The organism is Bosea vaviloviae (genome assembly GCF_001741865.1).
GTDB lineage: Bacteria > Pseudomonadota > Alphaproteobacteria > Rhizobiales > Beijerinckiaceae > Allobosea > Allobosea vaviloviae.
In genome coordinates this window covers 5,966,838-5,987,385 of the sequence record NZ_CP017147.1, presented here as the reverse complement: position 1 = coordinate 5,987,385, position 20,548 = coordinate 5,966,838, and the positions used below count along the sequence as shown (strand labels likewise).

At 66.2% G+C, this 20,548-nt stretch carries 20 protein-coding genes; 9 read left to right on the top strand and 11 right to left on the bottom strand.

Going from position 1 to position 20,548, the window contains the following annotated elements:
• Positions 1 to 25: 25 nt before the first annotated feature.
• The 4 genes from BHK69_RS27705 to pdxH all read right to left on the bottom strand — a co-directional run bounded on the left by BHK69_RS27705 (position 26) and on the right by pdxH (position 2,347).
• On the bottom strand, positions 26 to 454 hold the full coding sequence (locus tag BHK69_RS27705; RefSeq protein WP_244548346.1) for a TIGR02301 family protein: 429 nt from the start codon (positions 452 to 454) through the stop codon (positions 26 to 28).
• The gene (locus tag BHK69_RS27700) at positions 451 to 948 is read right to left on the bottom strand and encodes an NUDIX hydrolase (protein WP_244548345.1); all 498 of its coding nucleotides are present in this window, start codon (positions 946 to 948) and stop codon (positions 451 to 453) included. Before BHK69_RS27700 ends, BHK69_RS27705 begins: the two co-directional genes overlap by 4 nt.
• The gene (locus BHK69_RS27695; RefSeq protein WP_083269918.1) at positions 945 to 1,667 is read right to left on the bottom strand and encodes an SDR family NAD(P)-dependent oxidoreductase; all 723 of its coding nucleotides are present in this window, start codon (positions 1,665 to 1,667) and stop codon (positions 945 to 947) included. Before BHK69_RS27695 ends, BHK69_RS27700 begins: the two co-directional genes overlap by 4 nt.
• Positions 1,668 to 1,732: 65 nt before the next feature.
• Positions 1,733 to 2,347 (bottom strand): pyridoxamine 5'-phosphate oxidase, encoded by a 615-nt coding sequence (gene pdxH / locus BHK69_RS27690; RefSeq protein ID WP_069692918.1) that lies wholly within the window; start codon positions 2,345 to 2,347, stop codon positions 1,733 to 1,735.
• A gap of 126 nt (positions 2,348 to 2,473) precedes the next feature.
• Here pdxH and BHK69_RS27685 point away from each other — a divergent pair, with 126 nt between their 5' ends.
• From BHK69_RS27685 to fabI, 3 genes are all read left to right on the top strand, one after another.
• Entirely contained in the window at positions 2,474 to 2,935 is a 462-nt protein-coding gene (locus tag BHK69_RS27685; RefSeq protein ID WP_069692917.1) for an RT0821/Lpp0805 family surface protein, read from the top strand.
• A gap of 146 nt (positions 2,936 to 3,081) precedes the next feature.
• A complete protein-coding gene (locus BHK69_RS27680; protein WP_069692916.1) occupies positions 3,082 to 3,996 on the top strand; it encodes a DnaJ C-terminal domain-containing protein in 915 nt (304 codons plus the stop codon).
• 139 nt (positions 3,997 to 4,135) lie between these two features.
• Positions 4,136 to 4,978, top strand: a complete 843-nt coding sequence (gene fabI, locus BHK69_RS27675; RefSeq protein WP_069692915.1) for an enoyl-ACP reductase FabI — start codon at positions 4,136 to 4,138, stop codon at positions 4,976 to 4,978.
• A gap of 100 nt (positions 4,979 to 5,078) precedes the next feature.
• Here the strand turns inward: fabI and BHK69_RS27670 are convergent, their stop codons facing one another.
• From BHK69_RS27670 to folP, 4 genes are all read right to left on the bottom strand, one after another.
• Positions 5,079 to 5,570, bottom strand: coding sequence for a hypothetical protein (locus tag BHK69_RS27670; protein WP_069692914.1), 492 nt, complete (start codon positions 5,568 to 5,570; stop codon positions 5,079 to 5,081).
• Between the two features lie 164 nt (positions 5,571 to 5,734).
• Positions 5,735 to 6,247: a 2-amino-4-hydroxy-6-hydroxymethyldihydropteridine diphosphokinase gene (folK, locus tag BHK69_RS27665; protein WP_069692913.1), complete on the bottom strand. Its 513-nt coding sequence runs from the start codon at positions 6,245 to 6,247 to the stop codon at positions 5,735 to 5,737.
• A complete protein-coding gene (gene folB, locus BHK69_RS27660) occupies positions 6,237 to 6,611 on the bottom strand; it encodes a dihydroneopterin aldolase (protein WP_069692912.1) in 375 nt (124 codons plus the stop codon). The genes folK and folB overlap by 11 nt, the downstream gene beginning before the upstream one ends.
• Positions 6,608 to 7,465, bottom strand: coding sequence for a dihydropteroate synthase (gene folP / locus BHK69_RS27655; protein ID WP_069692911.1), 858 nt, complete (start codon positions 7,463 to 7,465; stop codon positions 6,608 to 6,610). The genes folB and folP overlap by 4 nt, the downstream gene beginning before the upstream one ends.
• A 151-nt stretch (positions 7,466 to 7,616) precedes the next feature.
• Between folP and BHK69_RS27650 the strand changes: the two genes are divergently transcribed.
• The 4 genes from BHK69_RS27650 to ribB all read left to right on the top strand — a co-directional run bounded on the left by BHK69_RS27650 (position 7,617) and on the right by ribB (position 15,148).
• The gene (locus tag BHK69_RS27650; RefSeq protein WP_069692910.1) at positions 7,617 to 8,213 is read left to right on the top strand and encodes a histidine phosphatase family protein; all 597 of its coding nucleotides are present in this window, start codon (positions 7,617 to 7,619) and stop codon (positions 8,211 to 8,213) included.
• Positions 8,214 to 8,484: 271 nt separating this feature from the next.
• Positions 8,485 to 12,498, top strand: a complete 4,014-nt coding sequence (locus BHK69_RS27645; protein ID WP_069692909.1) for a Pls/PosA family non-ribosomal peptide synthetase — start codon at positions 8,485 to 8,487, stop codon at positions 12,496 to 12,498.
• 73 nt (positions 12,499 to 12,571) lie between these two features.
• On the top strand, positions 12,572 to 13,690 hold the full coding sequence (gene aroC / locus BHK69_RS27640) for a chorismate synthase (RefSeq protein ID WP_069692908.1): 1,119 nt from the start codon (positions 12,572 to 12,574) through the stop codon (positions 13,688 to 13,690).
• A gap of 180 nt (positions 13,691 to 13,870) precedes the next feature.
• Positions 13,871 to 15,148, top strand: a complete 1,278-nt coding sequence (ribB, locus tag BHK69_RS27635) for a 3,4-dihydroxy-2-butanone-4-phosphate synthase (protein ID WP_083269721.1) — start codon at positions 13,871 to 13,873, stop codon at positions 15,146 to 15,148.
• 155 nt (positions 15,149 to 15,303) lie between these two features.
• Here the strand turns inward: ribB and BHK69_RS27630 are convergent, their stop codons facing one another.
• Positions 15,304 to 16,293, bottom strand: coding sequence for a zinc-dependent alcohol dehydrogenase family protein (locus BHK69_RS27630; RefSeq protein ID WP_069692907.1), 990 nt, complete (start codon positions 16,291 to 16,293; stop codon positions 15,304 to 15,306).
• Positions 16,294 to 16,398: 105 nt separating this feature from the next.
• Here BHK69_RS27630 and BHK69_RS27625 point away from each other — a divergent pair, with 105 nt between their 5' ends.
• Positions 16,399 to 17,298, top strand: a complete 900-nt coding sequence (locus BHK69_RS27625) for a LysR family transcriptional regulator (RefSeq protein WP_069692906.1) — start codon at positions 16,399 to 16,401, stop codon at positions 17,296 to 17,298.
• Between the two features lie 23 nt (positions 17,299 to 17,321).
• Here the strand turns inward: BHK69_RS27625 and BHK69_RS27620 are convergent, their stop codons facing one another.
• Positions 17,322 to 18,251 carry a histone deacetylase family protein gene (locus tag BHK69_RS27620; RefSeq protein ID WP_069692905.1) on the bottom strand — a complete coding sequence of 310 codons (930 nt, stop codon included), beginning with the start codon at positions 18,249 to 18,251 and terminating at the stop codon, positions 17,322 to 17,324.
• A gap of 229 nt (positions 18,252 to 18,480) precedes the next feature.
• Here BHK69_RS27620 and BHK69_RS27615 point away from each other — a divergent pair, with 229 nt between their 5' ends.
• Entirely contained in the window at positions 18,481 to 19,077 is a 597-nt protein-coding gene (locus BHK69_RS27615; RefSeq protein WP_069692904.1) for a L,D-transpeptidase, read from the top strand.
• A 312-nt stretch (positions 19,078 to 19,389) separates the two neighbouring features.
• On the opposite strand, the gene BHK69_RS27610 is transcribed toward BHK69_RS27615, so the two are convergent.
• Entirely contained in the window at positions 19,390 to 20,286 is an 897-nt protein-coding gene (locus tag BHK69_RS27610; RefSeq protein WP_069692903.1) for a metallophosphoesterase, read from the bottom strand.
• Between the last annotated feature and the right edge of the window lie 262 nt (positions 20,287 to 20,548).

Sequence of the window (20,548 nt, the reverse complement as noted above, 5' to 3'; positions counted from 1 at the left end):
TTAACTCCGGCCGGAGGGCGGCCCGCTAGCCGCCATAGCGGCCGGCGAGAAGCCGGGCGAGGCGTTCGCCTTCGCTTGCCAGACGCGCCGAGGCCTCCTGGCTGCCGTCGGTACAGCTGCGATGCGTCGCCGAATAGGCACGGAAGCCGCGATTATAGGCGCTGGTCAGGCGTTCGCGGCGCTGCGGCGTGCGGCCTTCGGCGTCGAGCAGCGCGGTCATGCGCGCGCGCCAATCCTCGGCCTCCTTGCCGGCGCAAAGGGTGCGCAGATAGGCGAGCGAACCCATGATCTCGGCCAGGCTCAGGAGCTGCGGTTCGTAAGGCGGGGGTGGCGGCTCGCCCGGCTCAGTCGCGGGCTTGGGCGGGTTTGCGGCAGGGCGTTGCGTCTGCGCGGCAGCCTCGCCAAGCGAAAGCGCGACCATCAGCGCCATGGCCAGGATCGCGGCCCGCTTCACGGGCCGTGCCCGGCATCGCGCCGCAAGGTATCGTGCAGCAAGGCCTGGGCGCGCCTGAGTACGTCGCCGAGTTCGCGCGTCGTCGGCAAGCCGCCAAGGCGCAGCGGATCGGCCCACATCACGGCGCCGGCCTCCGGCCCGGTCGTCGGCTCGCCCGAGAGCCACTCGCCGACGAAGGAGGCGACGACGAAATGATGCGTGACGCCACCCTTGGCGTCGCGGCCGAAGATCTCGACATGGCGGTTGAAGCCGAGGATGCGCGCCTTGACGCCGACCTCCTCTTCGAGCTCGCGCAAGGCGGCTTCTTCCAAGGTCTCGCCGGGCTCGACCTTACCGCCCGGCAGCGACCAGAGCTGGTCGGCCGGCGGCTTGGTCCGTGTCGCCAGCAGGACCTTGCCGTCGCGGAATACGGCGACGGAGGCCGCCAGAACCGGCCTTGCCGGCGCCTTGCCGACTGCAGGAAACCGGATGACCTGGCCACTATCGCCCGTCACACGTGCTGCCCGCCATTGATGTGGAGCTCGGAGCCCGTGACATAGCTCGAGGAGTCGGTGCAGAGGAAATAGATCGCCTTGGCGACCTCGTCGGTCTTGCCGAGGCGCTGCAGCGGCAGGGTCGCGACGATCTTCTCCGTGCCGGGCGAAAGGATGGCGGTGTCGATTTCACCCGGTGAGATCGAGTTCACGCGGATGCCGAGCGGCCCGAAATCGGCGGCCATCTCGCGGGTCAGGCTGGCGAGCGCGGCCTTGGAGGTGGCGTAAGCCGCACCCGCGAAGGGGTGGACGCGTGAGCCGGCAATCGAGGTCACGTTGACGATCGCGCCCTTGGCCGTCGTCAATTCGTCGAGCAGGCCGCGTGCCAGCATGATCGGCGCGAAGAAATTGACCTGGAAGACCTTGTGCCAGTCGTTGAAGGAGGTCGTCGCGGCGCCGAGCCGGCCGCCCTGCGGCCCCTTGGGCGAAATACCGGCATTGTTGACCAGCGCGTTGAGCTTGCCGCCCTCGGCGGCCAAGCGCTTCTTGATCTCGGCGATGCCGCGCATCGTGTCTTCGGGGTCGCCGAGATCGATCTGGACGTGATCAGCGGCGCCCGAGGGCCAGGGGCATTTGTCGGAAAAGGCCTGGCGCGAGCAGGACAGGATGCGCCAGCCCGCCATGGCGAACTGCATCACGGTCGCATGGCCGATGCCACGGCTGGCGCCCGTCAGCAGCATGACCGGGCGGTTGCCGGCCTCGGTCTTGGGAAAATCGAATTTTGGCATCGCCATGGAGATTATCCTCAGGGGTAGAGGCGCGTGCGCGACCAGGGCTCGGCTGCCGAGGGGCGGCGGAACACGACGCGATCATGCAGACGGAATGCGCCGTCGCGCCAGAACTCGATATAGACGGGCTCGATCCGGAAGCCGGTCCAATGCGGCGGCCGCGGGATCGTGCCCAGGCCGAATTTCGCAGCATAGCTCGCGACCGCCTTCTCCAGCGCAAAGCGGCTTTCCAGGGGGCGGGACTGCTGCGAGGCCCAGGCGCCGATGCGGCTGTCGCGCGGGCGCGACTGGAAATAGGCGTCGGCCTCGGCCTCCGTCACCAGCGAAACCGGGCCGCGAATCCGGACCTGCCGGCGCAGGCTCTTCCAGTGGAAGAGCGCCGCCGCCTTGCCCTGGCCGAGCAGCTCCTGCCCCTTCTGGCTTTCGGTGTTGGTGTAGAAGACGAAGCCGTCCGCATCATAGCCCTTCAGCAGCACCATGCGGCTATTGGGCATGCCGTCGGCGTCGACCGTCGACAGCGCCATGCCGGTGGGATCGTTCGGTTCGGACTTCGTCGCCTCCTGCAGCCAGTCATGGAACAGAGCGAATGGCTCATCCGCCTGGGTAAAGTCACCGGTCGTTAACCGTTCCACGTGCTTAATCCTTGCTGGTTCTAGGTAGGCGTCGGGCGAGCGCGATCTGTGATTTGGGGTGTGAGAGCAAGTCTGTATAGGGCAGCGGCGGGGGCGATCCAAAGCCCTCCTGCGCGCTATGCATCCATGCGTTCGGTCATGGTCGGCGGGGCAATCGGGCTGGCCTTGTTCAGCGGCGGCTGCTCGGTCTCGTTCCCGATCCTGGGATTGTCCTCCAAGAGCGAGGACGAGGTCGCCACGACATCCTCGATCCCGCCGATACAGAGCCCCGCCAAGGGCGGAGCGCTCGCCTCGCTCGCCTCCGATCTGGGACCTGAGGACATGCGCCGGGCCGATGGCGCGATGGCGGTGGCGCTCGACCCGCAAGGCAATGGCGCGGCGGTGTCCTGGGACAATCCCCAGAGTGGCATCAAGGGCTCCTTTATCCCCGTCGGTAGCCCGTTCCTGCGTTCCGACGAGATTTGCCGCGCCTTCATCGCCAGCGTCCAGATGCAGGCCAAGCCGGCCAAGCTGCAAGGCACGGCCTGTCGTCCCTCGGGCGGCGACTGGGCGGTCAAGGACGTCCAGCCCTGGAAAGGCCTGACCTGAGCGGCGGGTCGACGATCGTCGATCGCGATCTTTGCGCGGGATGTTGCGTTCAGGCCACACCGTTCCCAGATATCGGGTTGTTGGCGGAAGGCTGCTGGCGGCACGCGGCCGCCTGGCAGCGTCCGCTATGCGAATGGGGTCTATGAATGCGCGATCCGTATCAGGTTCTGGGCGTCGCCCGGTCGGCCAAAGAGGACGAGATCAAGAAGGCTTACCGGAAGCGGGCCAAGGATCTGCATCCCGATCGCAACCGGGACGATCCCAAGGCGCAGGACCGCTTCGCCGAGCTCAACGGCGCCTATGAGATCCTCGGCGACGAGGCCAAGCGCAAGCAGTTCGACCGCGGCGAGATCGATGCCGATGGCAAGCCCAAATTCGCTGGCTTCGAGGGAATGGGCGCCGGGCGCGGCGGCCGCGCCGGGGGCTTCGAATTCAATTTCGGCCAGGGCGGAGGCCAGCCCTTCGGCCGCGGCGGGCATGATGCCGGCTTCGATCCGGCCGATATCTTTGGCTCGCTCTTCGGCGATGCGGCGCGGCGTGGCGCCCGGGCCAAGCCGGAGGCGCAGAAGCCGCCGGAGCAGAGTTTTACGCTGGAGGTGACGCTGGCGCAGGCGGTTGCGGGCGCGTCGCGTCGCGTCCGGCTGCCGGGCGGGCGCGAGGTCGAGGTCACGATCCCCGAGGGCGTCGCCGACGGCAAGGTCATGCGGCTGCGCGGTCTCGGCCAGGTCGACCCGCATTCGGGCGAGGCCGGCGACGTGATGATGACGATCAAGATCAAGCCCGATCCACGCTTCACGGTCGAGGGTAATGATCTGCGTACCCGCGTGCCGGTGGCGCTGGCCAAGGCGGTGCTTGGCGGCCCGCTGCATGTGCCGACGCTGACGGGCGCGGTCGAGATGACGATTCCACCCCTGACCGGGACGGCCCGGCAATTCCGCCTGCGCGGCAAGGGGCTGAAGGGGGAGAAGGGCGCGGTCGGCGACCTCTTCGTCGCCATCGACATCGAGATGCCCGCGAGCGATGACGAGCTGACCGCCCTGATGAAGGCGCGCACGACGTAAGCGGTTGCGCTCGCGCTCTTGACCAGAGCGCGCGGGCTTGCCCCGGCCATCGAAGCGCCGCAACTGTCGAAAACTGGTTTCCACTTTCCTGCGTCCTGTTCTATGAGACCCCTCCTTTTGTTTCGTTCCAGGGTCTCCGATGCCTGACGCCATCACCGCCGCCCTTCCGACCGCCAATCTGCTCAAGGGCAAGCGCGGCCTCGTGATGGGTGTCGCCAACAACCGTTCGATCGCCTGGGGCATTGCCAAGGCCGCCGCCGACGCCGGCGCGGAACTCGCCTTCACCTATCAGGGCGATGCGCTGAAGAAGCGCGTCGAGCCTCTGGCGAAAGAGCTCGGCGGCCATGTCGTCGGCCATTGCGACGTCACCGATTCGGCCTCGATCGATGCCGTCTTCGCCGAGATCGAGAAGCTCTGGGGCAAGCTCGATTTCGTCGTCCACTGCATCGCCTTTTCCGACAAGGACGAATTGACCGGCCGCTATGTCGAGACCAGCGAGGCGAACTTCACCAAGTCGCTGCTGATCTCCTGCTACTCCTTCACCGCTGTGACACAGCGCGCGGAGAAGCTGATGAGCGATGGCGGCGCCATGCTGACGCTGACCTATTACGGCGCCGAGAAGTGGATGCCGCATTATAACGTCATGGGCGTCGCCAAGGCCGCGCTCGAGGCGAGCGTGCAATATCTCGCCGCCGATCTCGGCCCCTCGAAGATCCGCGTCAACGCGATCTCGGCTGGACCGATCAAGACGCTGGCGGCGTCGGGCATCGGCGATTTCCGCTACATCCTGCGCTGGAACGAATATAACTCGCCGCTGCGCCGCACCGTGACGATCGAGGAGGTCGGCGAGACCGCCGTCTTCCTGGTCTCCGACATGTCGCGCGGCATCACCGGCGAGATCCTGCATGTCGATGCGGGCTATCACGTCGTCGGCATGAAGGTGCCGACCGCGCCTGATATCTCGCTCGAACGCAGCGAGTGAGCGGGCGGCCGTCCAGCCCTAAAATTTCCCCGTCGATCGTATCGCGGACCGCTACCGGCTCAGGGCTTGCCCTGGGCCGGTAGCGCTTGGGGCATGGCGTTCAGTTGATCGCCGTGATGCTTCCGAATATCGCATCGAGCTCCCGGCCATGCGTCTCGCGCTCCTCATCGGAGCCCCAGACGGTCAGCATGATCATGCGGTTTTCGCCGGCGGGCAGCAGGATGAAGTCGACCTTGGTCGGGCCGTTGCCGTCGGTGGTGCGGTACTGGAAGATCGTGGCCGGGATGCCGTTCAAGGGCGCTTCGGCCTTGATCGGCTCGACCTTCTTGATCTTGTTGTCCTTCATCCAAGCATCGTTGTTGGCGAGCATCTTGTCGATGTTGCGCGCATCGGCAAACTCGACCGAGAAGAACACCGCCTCATCCTGCGGGCGGGCGGAATAGCCGTGGTCGATCTCCTGGGTCTTCCAGTCGTTGGGAACGGTGATGGTGACGGCCGGGTTCTTGGTCGGGACCGCGAAGTTCTTCGCGAAGGCCGGCGCGATCATGAGAAGCGCGGCGATGACCGCAGCGAGAGGACGAGCGACTGTCATAGTGGGGTTCTTTCAGGCCAGGCTCTGTCTTGTCGCCTGCAGCGCTGTTCTCCTGCGCCTATGATCGGGATGACGCAACGTCGGTCACGCGCGAGCGTTGGATGACGGTTAATCGTCGCAAGGGCTGCCAAGCGCGCCGAGCACTGCATTGTTCCTCGCAACCTCTAGTCCAGCGCGCTGCGCAAGCGCTCGGTCGCTTCCGCGTCCCGCCGGACGGTGGGGTCGGCGAGCCTGTCGCGGAGCTCGGCCGCGGTCTGGCCGCCGATTGCCAGCATGGGCGCGATCTCCGCCAGCGGCGCCAGGGCGAAGGCGCGCTCGGCCAGGCGCGGATGCGGCACCTGCAGGCCGGGCTGGTCGATCTCGACATCGCCATAGCTCAGAATGTCGATGTCGAGCGTGCGCGGTCCCCAGCGCTCGCTGCGCTCGCGGCCGTTCTCGCGCTCTACGGACAGGCACAGCGCCAGCAGTTCATCCGCCGGGAGATCCGTCTCGATCAGCACCGCCATGTTGAGGAATTCGGGCTGGTCGAGCTTGCCCCAAGGCGCGGTGCGCCAGACCGAGGACAGGCGCATCAGCCTGATCGTCGGTTGGTGTTCCAGTGCCTCCAGCGCCGCCGCGAAGGCTGCGACCGGGTCGCCGAGATTGCCGCCGAGCCCGAGTGCGGCCTCAATCGCCACGCTGGTAGCTCAGCTTGATGCCGACGCTGGCGAGCGTGGCATGGATCGGCGGGGCGGGCTTGCGCAGGGTGACCTCGACGCGGCTCACCGGGGGAAAGCCGTCGAGCACTGCCATCGCCACGGCGCGCGCCGCTGCTTCCAGGAGGTTGAAGCGCTTGGCGGTGAAGGCTTCCGTCACCACACCGACGACCTTGCCGTAATTCACCGTGTCGGCGAGGCTGTCGCTGATCGCCGAGGAGCGCAGATCGGTCTCCAGCAGGAGGTCGAGCGTGAAGCGCTGCCCGAGCCGCTCTTCCTCCGAGAAGAAGCCGTGATAGGCGTAGATATCGAGCTTCTCGATCAGAATGCTGCCGGTTTCGCTCACGGGGCGCCCTTTGCGGAGTTCAGGCTGGCGGAATTGGCGATGGCGGCCCAGACTTGGAGCGCCTCGTTATGGGCGCGCACGTCATGGGCGCGGATGATGGCCGCGCCCTGCGAGACGCCATAGAGATGGCTGCTGATGCTGCCGGCGACGCGCTCGGCGGCGATCTTCTGGCCGGTGATCTGGCCGATCATCGATTTACGCGAGGCCCCGAGCAGGATCGGGCAGCCCAGTTCCTTCAGGCGGCCGAGATCGCGGATCAAGGCGAGGTTCTGCGCTGGGGCCTTGCCGAAGCCGATGCCGGGATCGACGACGATCTGGCTGTGCGGCACTCCCGCCGAGGTGGCGATGGCGATGGAGCGCTCCAGGAAGCGCAGCACGTCGTCGAAGATGTCGATGTCGGGATCGACCGTGTCGCGGTTGTGCATCAGGACCATGGGCGCGCCGTAGCGCGCCGCGACCTCGGCGATGGCGGGCTCGCGCTGAGCGCCCCAGACATCGTTGACGATGGCAGCACCCGCGCTCAGCGCGGCCTCGGCGACTTCGGCCTTCCAGGTGTCGATCGAGACCGGTAGCGAAAGCGCGTTGGCGAGACCCGCGACCACGGGCCGCACCCGCGCGATCTCGGTCGCGGCGTCGATGGCGGCATGGCCCGGCCGGGTCGATTCCCCGCCGACATCGATGATGGCAGCCCCCTCCATCGCCAAAGTGAGGCCATGGGCGATCGCCTCCTCCGCATTGGCGAGCAGGCCGCCATCGGAGAAGGAATCGGGCGTGATGTTGACGACGCCCATGATCAGCGGCCTCGCATCGAGGGCGAGGCTATGGCCATCGGGCAAGATGAGAGCCAGGGACATTCAAACCTGCTGCAGCAGCGAAGAGCCGCCTATATACGGCGCATCGGGCCGCGGCCAACAGAAAGCGACGGCGCTTGCCATGGCTGCGACGCATGACCGCCGCCCGCGAGGGACTTTGACGGGCAAAGCGCCAGCGTGCATGAGCGCCCACATGGTCCCGATCACGCTCCCGCAACGGCTCATTCTCATTCGCCACGGCGAAACCGAGTGGAATCGCGAAGGCCGCCTGCAGGGCGCCCAGGACATCCCGCTCAACGCTCTGGGGCGGACGCAGGCCGCAGAAGCGGCCGAGCGGCTGAAGGCCCTGGCACCGGATTTCGCGGCGTTCGACTATGTTGCCTCGCCGATGGAGCGTGCGCGCGAGACCATGGACATCCTGCGCGGCCAGTTGCAGCTGGAGCCTGGGGCCTACCGTATCGACGGACGCTTGCGCGAGCTGACCTTCGGCGATTGGGAAGGCTTCACCTGGCGCGAGATCCGCAAGAGCGAGCGCGAACAGGCGCAGATGCGCGAGCGCGACAAATGGGGCTTCGTCCCGCCAGGCGGCGAGAGCTACCGGATGCTCGCCGAGCGCATCAGGCCCGTGCTGGAGGAGCTGCAGCGCGAGACGGTTATCGTCAGCCATGGCGGCATCGCGCGCGCCGTCCTGGCGCTGGTTGGGGCGGTGTCTTCGCAGAAAGCCGCGCTCGTCGATATCTGGCAGGGCAAGATCCTTGTCGTGTCGGGCAATCAGGCCGACTGGCTCTAAAAGCGCTGCGGGATTAGGCTGCTGCAACGGCCGCGTGGTGGAACCGAGGCGTTCATCACGGGTTCAGTCATGGTTTGGCAAGGTCGTTCTGCTAAGGCAGTTTCGTGCGGCGACGGCATGTTCGGCCGGAAGGCACAGCGGGAAAAGCGCATCGGGGGGTGTGGCTCACCCGTGTTTTTATGAAGGTGCGTCGCAGGGGTGCGAGTGCCTGGTTCGAGGGTGCTTTCCGCCTCGCTCCGGGATGTCGTGGTTCTGAGCGCAGCGGGGCGCGATGAACGACATCAGCAATTTGTCGGCAAAGACGGCCGTGATGGGCGCGCAGCCGCTCGCGACCCTGGCGGGCGAGAAGCGCCCGGATCTGATCCGAGACGAGGTGCTGGGCGACATCTTCGCCGCGACCGTCGCAGCGCGCGGCGGCGAGACGGCCTTGCGCGATGGCGCGCGACGTTTGAGCTATGCCGAGGTCTGGGCCGCCGCAGGGCGGCAGGCGCGGGGCCTGGCCCTGGCGGGCGTCGGTCCCGGCGACATGGTCGGCCTGTGGATGCCGCGCGGCATCGATCTCCTGATCACGCAGATCGCGATCACGCGTTCAGGCGCGGCCTGGGTGCCGTTCGACGCCGAGGCGCCGGTGGAGCGGATCGCCGTTTGCCTGAAGGACGCCGAGGCCAAGGGCCTCGTCACCTCCGCGGATTGGCAGAGCAGGGCAGCGGGCACGGGCCGCACGGTCTGGAGCCCCGAGGATCTGGCGGCTCGCGACGACGGCGCCGAGATGCCGGCGCGGGCAGTCGGCCTGAGCAAGGACCACCCCGCCTATCTGATCTACACCTCCGGCTCGACGGGTACGCCCAAGGCGATCGTCATCAGCCATCGCAATATCTGCCATTTCCTGCGCTCGGGGAACGCCTTCTACGGCTTCGGTCCCGACGACGTCGTGTTCCAGGGCGCTTCGGTCGCCTTCGACCTGTCGATGGAGGAGATCTGGACGCCCTATCTGGTCGGCGCGGCTCTCTATGTTGCGAGCCCCGAGACCATGGGCGATGCGGAAAAACTCCCGGCTCTGCTGACCGAGGCCGGCGTGACCGTGATCGACACGGTGCCGACCCTGCTCGGCATCCTGTCCTCGGACGTGCCTTCGCTCAGGCTGATCCTGCTCGGCGGCGAGGCCCTGCCGCCGGCGATCGTCCAGAAATGGTCGCAGCCGGGACGGCGCATCCTCAACACCTATGGCCCGACCGAGGCGACCGTGGTCGCGACCGCGGCCGAGGTCAGGCCGGGCGAGGTCGTGACGATCGGGCAGCCGATCGCCAACTACACCGCCTATATCGTCAATGAGGCGATGCAGCTGGTCGGCCCCGGCGAGCAGGGCGAATTGCTGATCGGCGGCCCCGGCGTCGCCAAGGGCTATCATGGTCGCCCCGAGCTGACGGCCGAGAAGTTCATCGCCAATCCCTTCGGCGGGATCGACGACCCGGTGCTCTATCGCTCCGGCGATGCGGTCAGCCTTGATGCCGACAGCAATATCGTCTTCCACGGCCGCATCGACGATCAGATCAAGATCCGCGGCTTCCGGGTCGAGCTCGGCGAGATCGAGTCGAAGCTCGCCGATGAGCCGGGCGTCAATCAGGCCGCCGTGGTGCTGCGCAGCGATGACGAGATCGAGCGGCTCGTCGCCTTCGTCGTAGCCGAGCCAGGCGTGGCGGTTGACGGCGCGGCCTTGCGCGCAGCGCTGCGAGACAAGCTGCCGCCCTATATGGTGCCGGCGCATTTCGAGGCTGTGGGCTCGCTGCCGCGCATGGTCTCCGGCAAGGTCGATCGCAAGATGCTCAAGGCGGCGCCGCTGACGGCGCCGAGCGCGGCCGGCGAGCAGGAGCCGCCGCGCAATGCGACGGAAGCGGCGCTGCTGGACGCCGCCAAGCGCGTGCTGGGCGCGGCCAGCCTGCCGCTCGACGCCGATTTCTTCTTGGATCTCGGCGGTCACTCGCTGCTGGCCGCGCGCTTCATCTCGATCGTGCGCGAGACGCCGGCCTATGCCGGCATCACGCTGCAGGACGTCTATGGCGCGCGCACCCTGCGCGGCATGGCGGCGCTGCTCGACGGGCGCGGCATCGCGGAGGTCCAGGACCTCTCCTTCACGCCACCGCCGTTCCTGCGCCGTTTCCTCTGCGGCCTCGCCCAGGCCGTGGTGCTGCCGATCATCATCGGCCTGTCGACCGCGCAATGGCTCGGCATCTTCGTCACCTACATGATCATGTCGGGCGAGGATTTGTCGCTGACCGGCCAGGTTTTCGCGCTGCTCGGCGTCTATGTCGCGATCACCATCGTGACCGGGCTGATCGCGATCGCGCTGAAATGGATCGTCCTCGGCCGGACCAAGCCGGGCGTCTATCCGCTTTGGGGCGTCTATTATTTCCGCTGGTGGTTCGCGGCGCGCGTCGCCGGACTCGTGCACATCAAATGGCTCCAGGGCACGCCGGTGATGCGGTTCTACTGGCGCCTGCTTGGCGCCAAGGTCGGCCGCGACGTCATCATCTCGGATTACGAGGCCGGCGCGATCGACCTGATCGAGATCGGCGAAGGCACAGCACTCGGCTCCAAGACCACCTTCGCCAATGGCGAGGCGATAGGCGACAAGCTGATCCTCGGCAAGATCAGCATCGGCAAGGACGTCTCGGCTGGCGCCTCCGTCGTGTTCGGACATGGCAGCGTCATCGGCGACCATGCCGAGATCTGCGATTTGAGCGCGATCCCGCCCGGGACCCATGTCGGCGAGGCCGAGATCTGGGACGGCACGCCCGCGCGCAAGACCGGCATGGTCGATCTCGCCTCGCTGCCGCCGCAGGCGCAGGCCAGCACTCGCCGGCGCGCCGCGATGACGGCCTTCTACATCGCCATGCTGATCGTGCTGCCGCCGGTCAGCCTGCTGCCGATCTTCCCGGCCTTCTGGCTGTTCGACCAGATCGACGACTGGGTCGCGAGCTGGTCGGAGATCAGCTATCTCTGGTACCTGCCGATCCTGACCTGGCCGACGGCGATCGGTTTGATCGCCTTCACGGTCTTGCTGATGGCGGGGCTGCGCTGGGTCATCCTGCCGCGCGTGACCTCGGGCTCGTACTCGATCCATTCGGGCTTCTACGCCCGCAAATGGACCGTGGCGCTGGCGACCGAGGTGACGCTGGAGACGCTGTCCTCGCTGTTTGCGACGATCTATATGCGGGCCTGGTACCGCATCATGGGTGCGCGCATCGGCCAGGGTGCCGAAATCTCGACCAACCTCTCGGGTCGCTACGATCTCACCGGCATCGGCGCCGGCAATTTCATCGCCGACGAGGTCGTCTTCGGCGACGAGGACATGCGGCGCGGCTATATGCGGCTCGACATGACCCGGACGGGCGATCAGGTCTTCGTCGGCAACGACGCCGTCGTGCCGCCGGGCGCCGTCATTCCCGACCGCGTGCTGATCGGCATCAAGTCGAAGCCGCCCGCCAACGAGTTGATGCAAGCAGGCGACACCTGGTTCGGCTCGCCGCCGATCCGCCTGCCGACGCGCCAGAAGGTCGATCTCGGCGCCGACTGGACCTATAAGCCGTCATTGCGCAAGCAGTTCGCGCGCGGCGCCTTCGAGGCGCTCCACACCTCGTTCCCGGCGATGCTGTTCATCACCTTCGGTACGATCGCGGTCGATCTCGTGCTGCAGCGTGAGATCAACCATCAGGACTGGCTCGGCCTTGCGGTCTCCTTCACCGCTGTCGCCATGGTCATCGCGATCACGCAGGCGCTGATCTGCGCCGCGATCAAATGGCTGATGATGGGCGTCTACAGGCCGGTGATGAAGCCGATGTGGTCGTGGTGGGCGATGCGCACCGAGGCCGTGGCGGTGCTGTATTGGGGGTTGGGCGGCAAGGTGCTGTTCGACTATCTGCGCGGCACGCCGTTCCTGCCCTGGTTCCTGATGCTGTTCGGCGCCAAGTTCGGCAAGGGCTGCTGGCTCGACACCACCGACATCACCGAGTTCGACTGCGTCAAGATGGGTGATTTCTGCACCATCAACGCCCATTCCGCCCTGCAGACGCATCTCTACGAGGATCGCGTCATGAAGGTCGGCCGGGTCCATCTCGGCAAGGGCGTCTGCGTCGGCGCGGGCGCGACCGTGCTCTACGACACCCATGTCGGCGACTACGCCCAGATCGGCCTGCTGACCGTGATCATGAAGGGCGAGAACCTGCCGGCGCATACGCGCTGGGAGGGGGCGCCTGCAGTGCCGGCGAAGGCACCGGCGGGGCATTGAGGCAGCCGGGCGGGTTTGACCGCTCTCCGGCTGTGGGACTAAGAGCCTGACACGAACCCGCGTCAGGCTGCCCATGTCACACAACACCTTCGGCCATCTTTTCCGCGTCACGACCTTCGGCGAGAGCCATGGGCCGGCGATCGGCTGCGTCGTGGATGGCTGCCCGCCGCTGCTGCCGCTGACCGAGGCGGACATCCAGGTCGAGCTCGATCGCCGCCGGCCCGGCCAGTCGCGCTTCACCACCCAGCGCCAGGAGCCGGACCAGGTGCGGATCGTCTCGGGCGTCTTCGCGCGGGAGAGCGATGCCGTTCAGGTCACGACCGGGACCTCGATCGGGCTGATGATCGACAATGTCGACCAGCGCTCGAAGGATTATTCGGACATCAAGGACAAGTACCGGCCCGGCCATGCCGATTTCACCTATGACGTGAAATACGGCATTCGCGACTATCGTGGCGGCGGGCGCTCCTCGGCGCGCGAGACCGCGATGCGGGTCGCGGCCGGCGCGATCGCGCGCAAGGTCGTGCCCGGCATGGTGGTGCGCGGCGCGCTGGTGCAGATGGGTCCGCACAAGATCGACCGCAACAACTGGGATTGGGACGAGATCGGCAACAACCCGTTCTTCTGCCCCGACGCCAAGGCGGCCAAGCTGTTCGAGAGCTATCTCGACGGTATCAGAAAATCCGGCTCCTCGATCGGCGCGGTGCTGGAGATCGTCGCCGAGGGCGTGCCGGCAGGGCTGGGCGCGCCGATCTATGGCAAGCTCGATGCGGAGATCGCTGCCGCCTTGATGAGCATCAACGCGGTCAAGGGCGTCGAGATCGGCGACGGTTTCGGTGCTGCCGAGCTGTCGGGGGAAGAGAATGCCGACGAGATGCGCGCCGGCAATGACGGCCGGCCGTTGTTCCTGTCGAACCATGCCGGCGGCGTGCTGGGCGGTATCTCGACCGGGCAGCCGATCGTGGCGCGCTTCGCGGTGAAGCCGACCTCCTCGATCCTGGCGACGCGGGCGACCGTGACGCGGACCGGCGGCGAGGCCGAGATGTTCACCAAGGGCCGCCACGACCCCTGCGTCGGCATCCGTGCCGTGCCGGTCGGCGAGGCGATGGTCGCCTGCGTGCTGGCGGACCAGTATCTGCGCCACCGCGCGCAGGTCGGCGTGGTGGAACCGCGCTGGCCGTTTCAGCCGTAGCGGCCGTCATTCTCGGGCCGCGCAGCGGACCCGAGAACCTCTGGCAGAGGAGGGTGCTTGTTCCGGCAAGAGATGCTCGGGTCAAGCCCGAGCATGACGGCGGGGGTATGCATTTCAGCAATACTGAAAATATCTCGCAGCTTCATTGTAACTGAAGCTGTCGCGCATTAGCTTGCGCTCATGAAACTCGACGCCTGGCTCCAGCAGAACAAGATCGGCCGCAGCGCCTTTGCGCGGCAGGTCGGGCTGTCGCCGGCGAGCGTCACCGCGCTCTGCAACGATCAGAGCGCCTGGATCTCGCGCGAAAGCGCCGAGCGTATCGCCGCCGCCACGGGCGGTTCCGTCACCCCCAATGATTTTCTCGGCCTTGTCGGGCCGCGGGAGGCTGTCATGTCCAGCAATGTCACCCAGGCCATCGAGGCTTTCGCGCGCGGCGACATCGTCATCGTCACCGATGACGACGACCGCGAGAACGAGGGCGATCTCATCGTTGCCGCCTCGCTCTGCACGCCGGAGAAGATGGCCTTCATCATCCGCAACACCTGCGGCATCGTTTGCGCGCCGCTGACATCGAGCGAGGCGCGCCGCCTACGGCTCGACCCGATGGTGTCGTCGAACGATGCCCCGCTCGGCACCGCCTTCACCGTCACGGTCGACGTCAAGCATGGGCTGACCACCGGCATCTCGGCCGAGCAGCGCTGCAATACGGTGCGTGCGCTCGCCAACGGCAATATGGGCGCAGCCGATTTCGTGCGGCCGGGCCATGTCTTCCCGCTGATCGCCAAGGATGGCGGCGTGCTGATGCGCTCGGGCCATACCGAAGCCGCCGTCGATCTCTGCAAGCTCGCGAGCCTGCCGCCGGTCGGCGTGATCTGCGAGCTCGCCAATGACGACGGCACGGTGATGAAGGGGCCGCAGATCACGGCCTTTGCCCAGAAGCACGGATTGCAGCAGATCACGGTCGCGGATCTGATCGCCTATCGCCAGTCGCGCGAGAAGCTGGTCGAGCGGGTGCACAGCTTTCCCGTGAAGACCGCCTTCGGCGAGATGACCGGGCATGTCTACATCACGCCTTTCGAGGACACGCAGCATTTCGCCTTCGTGATGGGCAAGATCGGCGATGGCGAGAAGGTGCCGGCGCTGTTGCACAGGGCCAATGTCGTCGCCGATGTGCTCGGCGGCGCGCCCTCGATCCAGTGTGCGCTGAAGCGCTTCGCGCAGGATGGCCGCGGCGTGCTGATCTATCTGCGCGACGGCTCGGCCGGCGTGCCGATCAAGAGCGTCGAGGATGGGTCCGACGCGCAGCGCACGCAGCAATGGCGCGAGGTTGGGCTGGGCGCACAGATCCTGCGCGACATCGGCGTCGCCTCGATCGTCAACCTCGCCTCCTCGCCGCGTTCCTTCGTGGGGTTGAGCGGCTTCGGGATCGAGATTGCGGATACGCAGCCGCTGGAGTGAGCGCGTCTGCGGCCGCTCGAGCCGGATGATTTCAGATCTGATCACCAAGTGATCCGATCTGAAATCTGAATCCGTCTCTCATCAAAGAATTAGAGCAGGATCGGTGCGAAAACCGGTTCCCACTTTTTCGCATCCTGCTCTACGCCGCGCGATGCTCAGACCGTCACGACGACCTTGCCGAACTGCTCGTTCGACTCCAGGAAGCGATGCGCTTCGACGATCTGGTCGAACGGAAAAGTCCTGGCAATGATGGGGTGGAACAAGCCCGAGGTCAGTCCGTCGAGGATGAATGCTTTGGCGGCCTCCAGCTTGACCGGGTCACCCGTGATCTCGTGGACAAGGTAGCCGCGCAGCGTCAGGCACTTGCTGAGCACCGTCGACAGGGGGAAGGGGGTCGGGTCGGGACTTAGACCGCCATATTCGATCAGCATGCCACCCGGCGACATCACAGCCGTCAAGGGCCAAAACGACGGGCCACCGACCGCGTCGAAGACGATCCGCACCCCCTTTGCGCCGGCGATCTCGTTTAACCGGCCTTCCAGGTCTTCCTCTGCTGAGGCGACCACATGGGCGGCCCCGGCTCCGATCAGAGCCTGCTTCTTCGCTGAGGTTCGCGTCACTGCGATTGTGGTTGCACCGACCCTGTTGGCTATCTGGATTGCCGCAAGCCCAACGCCGCTCGATGCAGCGGTGATCACGACGACGTCTTCCCGGCGGAGTGCCGCGAGGTCGATCAGCGCGCCATAAGCAGTGAGATATGGCATCCAAACGGCCGCCGCTGCTTCCCAGCCAAGCGACTGCGGGTGCTTGACGATGAACTCCGCGGGAAAGGTCGCAAGCTCGCCATAAGTAGGCCAGCGGACCATCGAGATGGGGGGAATGACGCTGACGGCATCGCCCGGGGCAAAGTCCGCCACGCCCTCCCCGACAGTCTCGATGACGCCCGCGGCCTCAAGCCCGAGCCCTGATGGCAAGGTCGGCATCTCGATATAGGCGCCGGCTCGGAGCAGCGCCTCGGCCCGGTTGAGGCCGAGCGCCTTGATCTGGATCCGGACCTCGCCCTGGCCGGGTGGTGGGACATCGAGCGCCTCGATGCGCAATACCTCCGGTCCACCGTGCTCATGAAAACGAACGACACGTGCCATGTGACGACAACTCCATATAATTGGGGATCAATCAGCTATGGCGGCGGCGTGAATCGCGATAAATCGTCAGATTGTTAGATCAGTCGAAACCAAAGGTTTTGAAAGATGGACCGACTTACAAGCATGGCGGTGTTCGTCAAGGCGGTCGACCTTGGGTCGTTCGCTGCAGCGGCCGAGGCGCTTGACCTGTCGGGGCCGATGGTCGGCAAGCATGTTCGGTCTCTCGAGGAGCGTCTTGGCGTGCGGCTCATCAACCGGACCACACGCCGGCAGAGCCTGTCGGATTTCGGGCGGGCCTATTACGATCGGTGCCGCGTCGTGCTCGCTGAGGCCGATGCTGCCGATGCGCTCGCCGCCGATCAGTTCTCGCAGCCGCGCGGCAAGCTGCGCGTCTCCATGCCGGTGCATTTCGGCCGATGTTGTGTTGCCCCTGTCCTGCTGGAACTCGCGCAGCTCCACGCGACGCTTGAGCTCGATCTGTCGCTCAGCGACGCGCTCCATGACATCTCGGATGGGAGCTACGATCTGGCGATTCGAACCGGGATTCTGGAGGACAGGGCCGGTGTGACGGCGCGGCGTGTCGCGCGCCAACGCATGATCGTCTGCGCGTCACCAGGCTACCTGGCATCTCATGGTGAGTTGCTGCGGATCGAGGATATCGGCAGCCACCAGGCTATCCTCTACAGCCGTGGGGGCCGTACTGGACCGTGGCTGTTCCCGCGCAAGGACGAGCCAGCGCTGGAGATCACACCGGCCAGCCGCCTGCGCCTCGACGATCTCGACGCGATCGCCGAGGCCGCTGCCCTCGGCATGGGGCTGGCCTGGCTTCCGCGCTGGCTCGTCCGCGAGCGTATGCAGAGCGGGACGCTCGTCCCGGTTCTGCCGGAGCAGCCGGAGTTTCTGTATGACTGCCATGCGCTGTGGCTGCAGACGCCTCACCTGCCACTGAAGGTTCGCCTCGCTGTCGATGCATTGGCGGCTACCCTGCCGAAGCTCATGACGTAACCTGCAATGGAGCGGGCGTCGCTCTAACCCCGCATCAGCGCCATGACATGCGCGGCGGCCGAGCGCGACAGGGCCTGGAGATCGTAGCCGCCTTCCAGGACCGAGACGACGCGCCCCTTGGCGCGGCGGTCGGCGATCTCCATCAGCTTCTGCGTCGCCCAGGTGAAGTCGGCTTCCTTCAGATTGATATTGGCGAGCGGGTCGCGCCAATGCGCGTCGAAGCCGGCCGAGATGATGATGAGGTCGGGCACGAAGGCTTCGATCCGCGGCAGCAGCGCTGCCTCGAAGGCCTCGCGGAACTCCTCGGAGGCGTCGCCGGCCCGCAAGGGGGCGTTGACGACGGTGCCGTGCTGGCCGCGCTCGGAGGGGGCGCCGGTCCCGGGATAGAGCGGCATCTCGTGGGTCGAGGCGTAGAGCACGCTCGGATCATCCCAGAAGATCTCCTGCGTGCCGTTACCGTGATGCACGTCCCAATCGACGATGGCGACGCGCTCGAGGCCATGGGCCTTCTGGGCGTGGCGGGCGGCGATCGCGGCGCTGTTGAAGAAGCAGAAGCCCATCGCCTTTTCGCTCTCGGCATGGTGGCCGGGCGGGCGCGTGGCACAGAACGCGTTGGCGACGGCGCCGCGCATGACCTCGTCGACGGCGAAGGTCGCGGCGCCGACGCCGCGTAGCGCCGCCTCGACCGTTCCCGGCGACATCAGCGTATCCGCGTCGATTTGGACGAGGCCGGTTTCGGGGCTGGCCGCGATCACGGCCTGCGCGAAGGCGGGCGGGTGGCAAAGCGTGACCTGCTCCAGCAGGCCCAGCGGTGCGGTCGCGCGAATCAGGCCCGCGAAGCGCTCATCCTCCAGCGCCTGCTCGACGGCGCGAATGCGCTCGATGCGCTCGGGATGGCCGGGCGGCATCTCATGCTGGAGGCTGGCCGGATGCGTGATCAGGAGGGTCGTCACGGAAAAGGCGCCTCGTATCGCGGGTTACCAGGGATCAGCGTGGCCGCTTTGCAACGGTCCGCCGGGAAGAGTGGGATCGGGCAACCATGGCGGGAACCAGATTGCGCCATCCATGTTAGGAGCCTAGTTCTTCGCTCGTTTTTCCGTGCCGCGGCCTGTGTTTGGCGTCACAAAACGTTAACCTTCGATTCATCATAAAAGTCGCCGCAGGGCCGCTTGGATGGAATGCATGAAACAGACCGTGATCCTATCTCTGGCGCTGGCGACCCTTCTAGGAGCTTGCCAGTACAAGAGTGTGAATGCGCCGGCCCTGTCCGCACGCGACGTCGAATATATCGCGCTGGTGCCGAAGTTCGAGCACTACGTCACACAGCTTCCTTATGAGATCACCGATCCGACCGGGCTCGCGCCGGGCACGATCCTGATCGATACGACCGAGAAATATCTCTATTATGTCGAGCCGAACAAGAAGGCGATCCGCTATGCGGTCGCCACCGGCGACGAGGCCTTCGGCTGGACCGGCGAAGCGGTGATCCAGCGCAAGGCCGAGTGGCCGCGCTGGACGCCGCCATCCGAGATGCTGGTGCGCTGGCCGCATCTGAAGCCTTTCGCCGGCGGCATGGAAGGCGGGCCGGAAAACCCGTTGGGCGCGCGCGCGCTGTATCTCTACCAGAACGGGCGCGACACGCTTTACCGCATCCACGGCACCAACGAGCCCGAGACGATCGGTCATTCCGCCTCGTCGGGCTGCATCCGCATGCGCAATATCGATGTGGTCGATCTGTTCAACCGCGTGCCGGTCGGCACCAAGGTGATCGTTCGCTGAGGGCGCGGCGGCGCCTCGATCACGTCGCATTCGGACAGAATGGTCCGAATGCGAAAAACGTGATCGATTCTAAAAGTTTAGAGCATTGCTCCCGCGAAAAACCGGTACCCACTTTTTCGCGCAATGCTCTAAGCGCGCCGCCTTGACTCGGAACCACCGCGTCATCCTGGACAAGCCGCGTAAGCGGCGCAGCTCCGGGATTCATCGTAGAGCGCCATAGCCCTTCGATGGATCCCGGGACGACCTTCGGTCGCCCAGGATGACGGCGCGGTTCCCAGCATGAACAGCAAACCTAAGCGCCATAGCTCGGCGCTAGCCTAGCTCCACCAGGACGATCTCCGGCGGCATGCCGAGTCTGACCGGCAGGATGCTGGTGCCGATTCCCCCCGAAACGATCAGGTCGCGTCCGTCACTCTCGCGGATATGGCCATAGGCGTAACGCCCACCATAGCGCGAAGGCACGACCGGCGCCCAGCCGAACAGCCTGACCTGGCCGCCATGAGTGTGGCCCGACAAGGTCAGCGCGATGCGCGGCGGCATGCGCACGAAGGCGTCGGGCTCATGCGCCATCATGATCACGGGTGTGCCGTCGTCATCGATCTGCGCCAATGTCCCAGTGAGGTCGTCGACGCCATGGGGCAGGCCCTGGACGCGCGGCAGGAAGGCGATCTGGTCGCCGAGGCCGGCGAGCCAGAGCGGGCCCGCCGCCGTGTCGAGCTTCAAGGCGCGATTTTGCAGCACGGCGATGCCGTTGGCCTCCAGCGCCGCGCCCACCTGGGTCGGGCCGGAGCGGGCGGTTTGCGTCGGCGCATCATGCCACCAGTCATGGTTGCCCAGCACGGCGTAGACGCCGTCCTTGGCCTGAAGCCGTGCGAGCTCCCCTGCCCAGGCCTGCATGGGCGGGTCCGAGGCGCGGCGCGCGCGGCTCGCGACGAAATCGCCGAGCAGGAGCGTCAGGTCCGGTTTCAGGGCATTGGTCCGCGTCACGATGTCGGCGACTCGCGCGAGCGGGACGTGCAACCCGCCGATATGCAGGTCGGAAATCACGGCCAGGCGCAGGCGCCGCCCGCTGGGCCAGCCACGCGGCGTCAGGCCATAGCGCGTCACGCGCAGCTGCTCGGGCTCCCATACCGCGGCATAGCCGGTCGTGCCGAGGCCGGCGAAAAAAAGACCGGCGAGAGCTTGGAGAACTCGGCGCCGGTCAATCATCGAGGGTCTCGAAGAAGTATCTACGACGATCGGTCGTCGAAGCCATCGCGAAGGACACCGGCAAGCCGGGATGGTTGATCCTTCGCGTCGTCATCCAACGCGGCTGATATGCATCTCGTTCCATCGGCAATTGCGCGAACGGCGATCGGACGGAAACGAAAAGCATCGACTTCCCTAGCGGAGGTAACGTGGAAGCCCGCGCTCGCTTGTGTGGTTGCACGAGATATTGGGTGAAATCATGGCCGTGGATGGTGTCGACTTC